Origin of the sequence: Azospirillum sp. (assembly GCF_035627195.1) — a bacterium.
In the GTDB taxonomy this organism is placed as follows: domain Bacteria; phylum Pseudomonadota; class Alphaproteobacteria; order Azospirillales; family Azospirillaceae; genus Azospirillum.
Genome location: NZ_DASPMG010000228.1, coordinates 22968 through 32877 on the forward strand (window position 1 = coordinate 22968; position 9910 = coordinate 32877).

The 9910-nt window shown below is 67.2% G+C and carries 3 protein-coding genes and 1 pseudogene; 2 read left to right on the forward strand and 2 right to left on the reverse strand.

The annotated features are described in order from the left end of the window. Positions 1 to 30 precede the first annotated feature (30 nt). Positions 31 to 4644 (reverse strand): calcium-binding protein, encoded by a 4614-nt coding sequence (locus VED21_RS20910; protein WP_324885631.1) that lies wholly within the window; start codon positions 4642 to 4644, stop codon positions 31 to 33. A gap of 647 nt (positions 4645 to 5291) precedes the next feature. Between VED21_RS20910 and VED21_RS20915 the strand changes: the two are divergent. Together VED21_RS20915 and VED21_RS20920 are read left to right on the forward strand one after the other, a co-directional pair. Beyond that, positions 5292 to 6456, forward strand: a pseudogene (locus VED21_RS20915) (IS3 family transposase). A gap of 189 nt (positions 6457 to 6645) precedes the next feature. Beyond that, the gene (locus VED21_RS20920) at positions 6646 to 7380 is read left to right on the forward strand and encodes a response regulator transcription factor (protein WP_324885633.1); all 735 of its coding nucleotides are present in this window, start codon (positions 6646 to 6648) and stop codon (positions 7378 to 7380) included. 38 nt (positions 7381 to 7418) lie between these two features. On the opposite strand, the gene VED21_RS20925 is transcribed toward VED21_RS20920, so the two are convergent. After that, positions 7419 to 9910, reverse strand: a 2492-nt coding sequence (locus VED21_RS20925) for an ATP-binding protein (protein ID WP_324885635.1), incomplete at its 5' end; no start/stop codon positions are given.

Genomic DNA, 9910 nt, shown 5'->3' on the forward strand with positions numbered 1-9910 from the left:
CTCCGCTCTCCGATCCCCTCAACACCATACCTATCCTGCCAACACGACGATGTCCGATGCGGACAGCGTGCGAACATTCAGAACCGCGATGGAGACTGCGGCACCAGTTCCCGAACCGTCAGCGTCAAACGACAGCACGCCGGTGCTGGTGTTGAACACGAACCAATCGTTCGCATCGCCCGGCGCGTTCAGGGCAAAGTTGGACGCAGAGAGCATCCCTGTGGTGATGCTGCCGAAATTTGGCCCGACTACGGCGATCTTGTCAGTACCTGCGGAGAAATCGGTGACGTGGTCGCGCCCGTGCGACGGATCGAAGATTTTAAAGACGTCCGCGCCCGCGCCGCCGGTGAGCGTGTCGTCTCCGCCACCGCCGGCCAGCGTGTCATCACCGTTGCCTCCAACCAGCGTGTCGGCACCGGTACCGCCGGACAACTGGTCAGAGTCATCTCCACCGTTGATGTAGGTTGCATTTCCCGCCCCGGCGGCCGAGAGTCGGTCTCCGCCGACGCCGCCAAAGATCCGCTCGATTCCGGCAGCCGCCAAGTCGATGGTCGCCCCGACGGTGCCCTGGACATACACTGTGTCGAAGCCGGCACCGGCATCGATGTGGGCGTCCGCGCCATCGATGTACATCAGGTCGTCACCGGCGCCGGCCACCAGTTGGTCCGCGCCGGCACCGCCGGTGATGGTGTCGTCGCCGTCGCCCGCGCTCACCACGTCATCGCCGTCGCCGCCCACCAGCGTGTCAGCACCGCTACCGCCGGTGAGCTGGTCGTCGCCGTCGCCGCCGTTTACATACAAGCCGGAACCGACGGATTGGGCTGACAAACGGTCATCCCCGGCACCGCCGAACACCCGCTCGATCCGGGCAGCGCCCAAGTCGACGGTCGCCCCCGCGATACCCTGGATGTAGGCCGTGTCGAAGCCGTCGCCGCCATCAATGAACGTATCCGCGCCGTCGACGTACATCAGGTCGTTGCCCGCCCCGGCCACAAGCCGATCCGCGCCGACGCCTCCGGTAATGGTATCGTCACCGTCGCCGCCCTCGATGGTGTCGTTGTCGTTGCCGCCGGCCAGCGTATCGCCGTATGCGGTGCCGGTGAGTTGGTCGTCGCCGTCGCCGCCGGCGACGTAGATCGCGGCCCCTGCCCCAGCGGCCGAGAGCCGATCGCTGCCGACACCTCCGAAGATCCTCTCAATCCCGGCAGCCGCCAAATCGATGATCGCTCCGACAGTGCCCTGGACATAGACGGTGTCGAAGCCATCGCCACCCTCAACCAGCGTGTCGTCACCGTCGACGTACATCAGGTCGTCGCCGGCACCAGCCACCAGTTGGTCGGCTCCGGCGCCACCGGTGATGGTGTCACTGCCATCGCCACCATTCACCGTATCGTTGCCGTCGCCGCCAGCGAGCGTGTCGCCCTGGGAACCGCCAGCCAGCTGGTCGTTGCCGGCACCGCCGTTGACATAAACTGCAAGCCCCCCCGTCGTGGCGGACAGCCGGTCGTCCCCAGCGCCCCCGAAGACCCTTTCGATACGTGAGGCGGTCAGATCCACCGTGGCGCCGACGATCCCTTGGACGTAGACCGTGTCGAAGCCGTCGCCGCCGTCGATCAGCGTGTCGGCGCCATCGACGTACATCAGGTCGTCGCCGGCACCAGCCACCAGTTGGTCGGCTCCGGTGCCGCCGGTGATGGTGTCGTTGCCGTCGCCCGCGCCAATCGTATCGTCGCCGTCGCCGCCGCCCAGCGTATCGGCGAAGGCGCTGCCCGTCAGTTGGTCGGTGCCATCACCGCCATTGACGTAGACCCCGGCCGTGGCTCCGGCGGCGGACAGCCGGTCAGCGCCGACGCCACCGAAGATCCGCTCGATCCGCGCGGTAGCCAGATCGACTGTGGCGCCGGCAGCGCCTTGGACGTAGACCGTGTCGAAACCGTCACCGCCATCGATGAACGTGTCCGCACCGTCGACGTACATCAGGTCGTCGCCTGCCCCCGCCTCCAACCGGTCAGCACCGCCGGCACCGGTGATGGTGTCGTTGCCGTCGCCCCCAATGATGGTGTTGTCGGACGCGTTGCCGGCACCGTTGAACGCGCCGGTGCCGACGAAAGTCAAGCGTTCGACAGCGTTTGACAGCCGGAAGGAGGCGAGCGTCGTGCGCACCTCGTCGATCCCGGCTCCATCCAACTCGACGACGATCGTCCCCGCTGTGTCGATGGTGTAGAGGTCGTCGCCGGTGCCGCCGCTCAGGCGGTCGGTGCCGACACCGCCAACCAGCGTGTCGTTGCCCGCACCACCAACCAGCGTGTCGTTGCCCGCACCGCCTCGCAGCAGGTTGTCGAGAGCGTTGCCAGTGCCGGAGAAGGCCCCGCCCCCCTCAAACGTCAGGTTCTCCAGGTTCGCGCCAAGCGAGTAGGCGTTCAGCGTCGTCCGCACCTCGTCGACGCCGCCGCTGGCGTCTTCCGTCACCACGTCGCCAGCTTCGCCGATGCTGTAGACGTCGTTGCCGGCGGCACCGATCAGCGTGTCGGCGCCGGCGCCGCCCATCAGCGTGTCGTTGCCGGCACCACCCCGGATGATGTTGGCCAGGGCGTTGCCTGTTCCGGCGAAGTCGCCACTGCCGACGAAGGTGAGCAATTCGACTTCGATGTCGAGAGCGTAGGCGTTCGCCGTGCTCCACACCTCATCGATGCCGCCGCCAGCGCCCTCGACGACGACCGATCCCGCGTCGGCGATGTAGATGTCGTTGCCAGCGCCACCAACCAGCGTATCGGCGCCGCCGCCACCGTGTAGAGAGTCGTTGCCAAAGCCGCCCTGGATATAGTTTGCCCCAGCATTGCCGGTGCCCGCGAAAGCACCGCTGCCGGTGTATACCAGTCGTTCGAGGTTGGCGCCCAGAGTATAGGCGGGGAGGATCGTCTGCACTTCGTCCGTTCCCTCGCCGACGGCTTCAACGACCACGTCGGCCGGGCTGTCGACCACATAGACGTCGTTGCCTGTTCCACCGGCCAGCGTGTCGGCGCCGGCACCACCATCCAGGGAATCGTTGCCGGCATTGCCACTGAGCACGTCGTCGGCTGCGCCGCCGCGGATCGTGTTGTCCAGGGCGTTACCGGTGCCCGCAAAGGCGCCGGTCCCGACGAAGGTGAGGCGTTCGATGTTGGCGCTCAAGGTGTAACTGGCTGTGGCGGCACGCACCTCGTCGACGCCGTCGCCGGCATCCTCCCAGGCGGTATCGCCCGCTTGGTCGACGAGGTAGATGTCGTCGCCCGCACCGCCGAGCATCAGATCGGCACCGGTCCCGCCGTCCAGCACGTCCTGACCGTTGCCGCCGAACAAAATGTCGTCCCCGGCCCCGCCGCTCAAGGTATCCATGCCATCGCGGCCGTAGATTCGCTCACGGGTGCCGCCGCCGGTCAGTGCGTCGTTACCGGCCGTACCTTCGATGATGATGAAGGGGCTGCTGCCGCCACCGGCGGCGTTGCCGAACTCCCGCAACTGGACGCCGTAGCCGGCACCGTCCTGGCCGCCCCAGGCGGCGATAAGCCCGCCGTCCGGACGGGCTGTCAGGGCCGGCTGCAACTGGTGGCCGGAGCTGTTCGCCTCCAGCAGGAAGGTGCCGCCCAGTGGCTGGGCCGTGGCGTCGTAGCGCTGGGCGTAGACGCCGTAGCCGCTGCCGTCCTGCCCGGCCGAGGTCCACGCCACCATGAAGCCGCCGTCGGCCAGCGCCGTCACGCACGGCTGCTGCTGGTCGCCCGTGACGTAGGCGTTGTTGACCAGCACCTCGCCGGTCATCTGCTGGCCGGCGGCGTTGTAGCGGCGCAGGAAGATGCCGTTGCCGCTGCCGTCGCGGTTGTCGGCGGCCATCCAGACGACGACGAAGCCGCCATCCGCCAGCCCCACCGCGGCGTTCTGCTGCTCACCGTAGGCCACCGTCCCCGGCCCGCGGCTGTTGACCATGAAGGCGCCGCCGACCGGCGTGTGGTTGGCCGCATAGACCTGGCCCCAGACGTCGGACATCATGCCGATGGAGTTGGTCCAGGCGCACCACGTCACCAGATAGCGCCCGTCGCCCAGCGGCGTGGCGTTCGGCGTGTTGGCACCGCCGTTGCCGGAGTAGGTAGAGACGGCGTAGACCCCGGTGAGCGCCTGTCCGTTGGCGTCGAAGCGCTGGCCGGCGATGGTGCCGTTGCTGGCCTGCCACAGCGCCAGCGCGCTGCCGTCGGCCAGCGCCACCACCTTGGGCGGCGTGGCGCAGCCGACCGGGCTCAGGGTCATCTGGGCGCCCACGGCGACGCCGCTGGCGTCGTAGCGCTGGGCGTAGACACCGATCGGATCGGCGCCCAGGCTGGTCTGGTAGTCGTGCCAGACGACCATGAAGCCGCCGTTGCCCAGGGCGGCCACCGACGGGCTGACCTCGTTGCGCCCGGTGACGCTGTTGACGCGGAACTCGCCGCCGAGCGCGGCGCCGGTGGCGTCGTAGCGGCGCGCGTAAATGCCGAAGCCCGCGCCGTCCTGGCCGTTCGACGTCCACGTCACCACCCGCGTGCCGTTGGCCAGAACCGCCACCGATGGGCTGTACTGGTCGTTCGACACCGTCGTGTTGACACCCTCTTCAGTAGACACAACGATCGACCCAACCATTGCATACTCTCCCAGCAGGTTGTTCTGCCGGCTATCACGACGAGGCTCGCCTGAATAATGCGGCAAATCGCCGCTACATATAATTATATGTTCAACATGATAGGGCGTTATATAGATATCTAAGCTTCAGGCACACTAAGCGGTAATGAAATACTATTATTGCTCAGCAAATAGATTCATTCTTGCCTCTCCTGAGCTACTCACGGCAGCTGAGTGCATGGGGCTGAGGATCGGTATGGAATTCGGACGCCGATCAGCGTAGCCAAGCGTCTGGTTCAGTTGGATTGAACTTGGCAAATACGCGGGCGAGAATTGAGCGTCGATCCACAATTAATGTCAAAAGATCCTGAGATCCTGTACTGGCGACGCACGGACATGTAGGGCGCTGGAGCGCCTGACGCTCGGCGTCTTGACCGCCGCGATGTTGGCGGCGACGATGATCTGCGGAAGGGCTGGCGGCTTCCGGTCCGGAGGTCATGTCCCAGAGCGTGGTGTAGGAGCTGTGGGGAATCGGCCCGCGGGAGCGCCCCCCTTAAGCTGGCGTAAGCGGGCCGGTTGTTCACAGCGGGGCGGCCATCGTGGTTTGCCCCTCCTCCGAATCGGTGGACACCTTTGCTAAGCTCCCGCTGGGAGCGGAGAGGTGAACGATGACGACGAAACGGCGCTTCTTCACGGACGAGTTCAAACGGGAGGCTGTGGCGCTGCTGGAGAGCAGCGGACGGCCGCGGGAGCACGTCGCGAAGGAGTTGGGTATCCAGCCCTCGATGCTGCGCAACTGACGTCGGCGGGGTCCCGGGACAGGGGGGCCGCCGCAGTTCCCCAACAAGCAGGCGGCGGCCCCCCTGTCCGCCGGCGATCCGTCGGCGGAAATCGCTTGACTGAAGCGCGAGCTTGATCGCGTGCGCATGGAACGGGGCATATTAAAAAAACTGTGAGCATTTTCTCGGAGCCTCTGAAATGAGGTTCCGGATCATTGAGGATTGCCGCGGCGAATACCCGGTTCGGGTGCTCTGCGATGCCCTCAGCGTGCCGCCATCCAGCTATTATCTTGGCGGACACGGCCAGAGAGCGCGCGTGAAACGGCCAACCGGCAGTTGCTGGCCGACATCCAGCGCCTTCACGACCAGCACCGCAAACGCTATGGAGCCCCGCGCATTCATGCCGCCCTGCGGGCGCAGGGCCGGACTGTCAGCCGCGGGCGCGTCGAACGCCTCATGCGCCGTCACGGCATTCGAGCCGAGCGCCCCTGTGCCTACCGCATCTGCACCACCGACAGCAACCACGCCCCGCCGGTCGCCCCCAACCGGCTGGACCGCGACTTCTCGCCTTCCGCGCCGAACCAGGTCTGGGTCACTGATATCACCTGGGTGCCGACCGACGAGGGCTGGCTGTATGTGGCGGTGATCCTGGACCTGTTCAGCCGCAAGGCGGTCGGCTGGGCGATGCGCGATCACCTGCGCACCGAGTTGCCGCTGGCGGCGCTGACCATGGCGATCCAGCGTCAGCGCCCCCGGCCTTCTGCACCACTGCGACCGCGGCAGCCAATACGCCTCGGCGGAGTACCGTAAAGCCTTGAAGGATCACGGCATCGTTCAGTCCATGAGCCACAAGGGCAACTGCTGGGACAACGCCCCCATGGAGAGCGTCTTCGGAACGGCCAAGTCGGAGTTGGTCCACCACCAGCGGTATCCGACCCGCGAGGCCGCCAAACGCGACCTGTTCGCCTACATCGAAGGTTACTACAATCGCCAACGGCTGCACTCAGCCCTCGGCTACATCACCCCAGAGCAGGCCGAGCTTCGGGCCGCATAATCCGGTGTCCACTCGCGCAGGGGAAGCTTACTGGCGCGATCCCCCCGTCCGGATGCCCACCGTCGCCGAAGCTACCCCTGGTTGGTGGTGGGCTCCATTATGAAGTTGCCCATGGTCACCCGAGTTCTTTAAGTCTATGGTTCCATAGCCCTTCAGCTACGCCAGAACTCAAATAAAGATTGTAGGCTTATGGCGCCGACCCGACCCGACTATGCGCGCACTCATCTGATCGTCGTGGAGGATGACCCGATCACGCGATCCATGATTGCGAACTACTTCTCTCAGGAGGGATTTCACGTCGAGGAGGCGAGTTGCGGTGCGGAATGCCGGGACATCATGCGGCAACAGAGACCCGATCTGGTCTTCGTCGATATCCACTTGCCGGATGGCAACGGATTGGACCTTGCCCAGGAAATCCGTGCGGAGAGTTCCGCGGGCATTATCTTCGTAACCCAGCGGGACAGCGAAACCGACCTTGTCGTGGGGCTGGAACTGGGTGGTGACGACTATGTCACCAAGCCCGTCAAGATGCGGGAACTGCTGGCGAGGACGCGAGCGCTGCTGCGCCGGCGCGCGCTCGAGCGCGCGCCGGCCAAGCGCAACCACATCCTGGCCCTCGGACCCTGGCTGATCGACCTGACGCGGCGCGAGATGGCACTGCGCAACGGCACGCAGATCCCGCTGACGCGCGCCGAGTTCGACCTGCTTGCCGCACTCGCCCAAGCGGACGGCCAGCCCTTGGGCCGGGAATACCTGATCGAGGTGGTGAGCAATCGCGGCTCGGCGGGCGACCTGCGAACCGTCGACTCGTTGGTGGCGCGGTTGCGGCGCAAGCTGGAGCCGGAAGGCGGCGGCGCATCCCTGATCGTGACCATGCCGGGGGTCGGGTATCGGCTGGGCATTCCGGTCGAACCGGCGTCCTGAGGGCCGCCAGTGCACCGACTCAGTCAGAGTGCACCGACTCAGTCAGAAGGTGCAGGCAGGCGGCTCCGGGCGTGGCGGGCAGTGGCGAACAGGGCGTCGAACGACGCCCGCCGCAGACGGCGCAACTCCTCGACGTGCGTTGCGTCCGCCCCGGTTTCGCCTCTGGCTGCCGTTTCGACGGCCGCCGCCGCGCCCTCCAGAGCGACCATGCCCAGTGCGCCGGCGGCGCTGCGCAACCGATGGGCCAGCGCTTGCGCGCCCTTCTGATTGTCGGCCGCTACGGCGGCGTCCAGATCGGCGATCATGCGCCGCGACAATCGGACGAAGGATCGCGTGAGCCGGATCAGTTCGGCCGTCCCCACGGCATCCCACTGGTCCGCCAGAAACCCCAGGTCCAGGCAACCGGCCGGATCGCTCACGCCCGCGGCGGTTTGTGCAGGGCCCGTCGGACCGGGCGAGACTTTGGCGAGTGCCTCGCGCAGAACCCGGAGGTGCAGCGGTTTGCTGAGGATGGTTTCAATGCCCGCCTCCGCGCAGCGCCGGCGCGTGTCCTCGGTGACGTCGGCGGTCATTACCATCAGCCGCCAGCTGGTCGCCGTCGCGTTCGGAAGCTTCCGCAGACGCTGGATGGTCTCGATCCCGTCGATGCCGGGCATGTGCAGATCCATCACGATGACGCCGAACGCGTGCGTGGCGGCGGCATCGAGTGCCGATGGACCATCCTCGGCGACAACCACCCGATGTCCCAGACGACCGATCAACCCGGCACCGACCTCACGGTTGATCGGATCGTCGTCGACGAGCAGGACAGCCAGGGCGCCGCCCCCGGTGCCGTCCTCGGTGCCGTCCTCGATCCGGGGCAGGCTGGCCGGCGGGCGGTTCGCGACGGTCTCAACCGGCACGATCAGGCGGAACGTACTGCCGACGCCGACGATGCTGTCCACCGTCAGGTCGCCGCCCAGCAGCGCGGCGATGCGCCGACTGATGGCGAGGCCCAGGCCGGTGCCGCCGAACCTCCGGGCGATCGAATCGTCAGCCTGCACGAAATCCTCGAAGATCGCCGCGTGCAGCTCTGGCGCGATACCGATCCCGCTGTCGGTGACGGCGAGACGCAGCATCGTCCGCCCACCGCCCGGCTCCGGAGCCACATCGAGAGTGAGGCCGATCCCGCCATGGCGTGTGAATTTGATGGCATTGCCGAGCAGGTTGTGCAGAACGCGGGCGATCTGCACCTGGTCGCAACGGATCATCGCCGGCACATCCGGCGCGACCGTCGGATCGAGGCGAATGCCCTTCGCCTCGGCCTGCGGCCGGAAGAGATCCACGGCGCCCTCGACGAGACGCCGGGGATCGACGTCGGAGAGGCTGAGGTGGGTGCCCCCCGCCTCGTAGCGTCCATAGTCGAGAATGCTCTCGATCAGGCTGACCAGCGTGTCGCCGGAGCGCTTGGCGATCTCGATGCGCCGGCGTTGCCCCTGGTCGAGGCCTTGCGGATCGAGCATCTGGAGCATTCCGAGCATGCCGTTGAGCGGCGTGCGGATCTCGTGGCTGATCACCGCCAGGAACCGTGACTTGGCGCGGTCGGCGGCCTCGGCCTCCTCCTTGGCGCGGCGGGCGCTGGCCTCTTCCGCGATGGCACGGGCGCGCTCGGCCTGGACCTCCGCCGTGCGCAACGCCACCTGCCGCTCCAATTCCCGCTGGCGCCGGCGCAGGATGGCGGTCCGCCCCTGGACGGCGGCGAACAGCAGCGCGGCGCCGGCCAGGGCGGCGGCGACCTGGAAGCCGGCCGTCTGGTACCAGGTCGGCAGGACCGTGATGGGAAGGCGCAACGGCGGATCGCTCCACACGCCGTCCCGGTTGCTGCCGCGGATCAAAAGGCCGTAGGAGCCGGGCGGCAGCCCGGTGTAGGTGGCCGTGCGGTTGTTCGTGCTTTCGGAGATCCAGGCACGGTCGAAGCCTTCGAGCCGGTAGGCGTAGCGGTTGCGCTGCGGCTCCAGGTAGTCGAGCGCGGCGAAGTCCACCTCCAGGTGGCCGCCCCCAGGGCTGATGACGATCGGATCGGTTCCCGCCGGGATCGGCACCGGGCGTCCGCCCAGCCGCACCTCGGTCGCCACCACCGGCGGGCGGAAGCCCCACTCCGGCTGGATCCTGGGCCGGACGACGGTCAACCCGCCGAAGCCGCCGAACAGCAGCGTGCCGTCCGGCAGCCGCGCCCCGGAGCCCACCCAGTGGGTGCGGATGCCCGCCCCTTCGACCAGGCCGAAGGTTCGCACCGACAGCGTGTGCGGATCGATCATGGCGAGCCGGTCACCGCCCACCGCCCAGACGGTGCCGCTGCGGTCCTCCAGGATTTTGGTGACCGTATCGTGGGGGAGGCCGTGCGCGGTGCCGAGGCGGCGGAACCGGGGCTTGCCGCCTGTCCCGGCCTCCAGGATGCCGATGCCGCTGGCCGTGCCGACCCACAGCCGTCCCTGGCGATCCTCCAGCAGGGTGAGTGCGATGTCGCTCGGCAGGCTTTCCGGATCGTTGG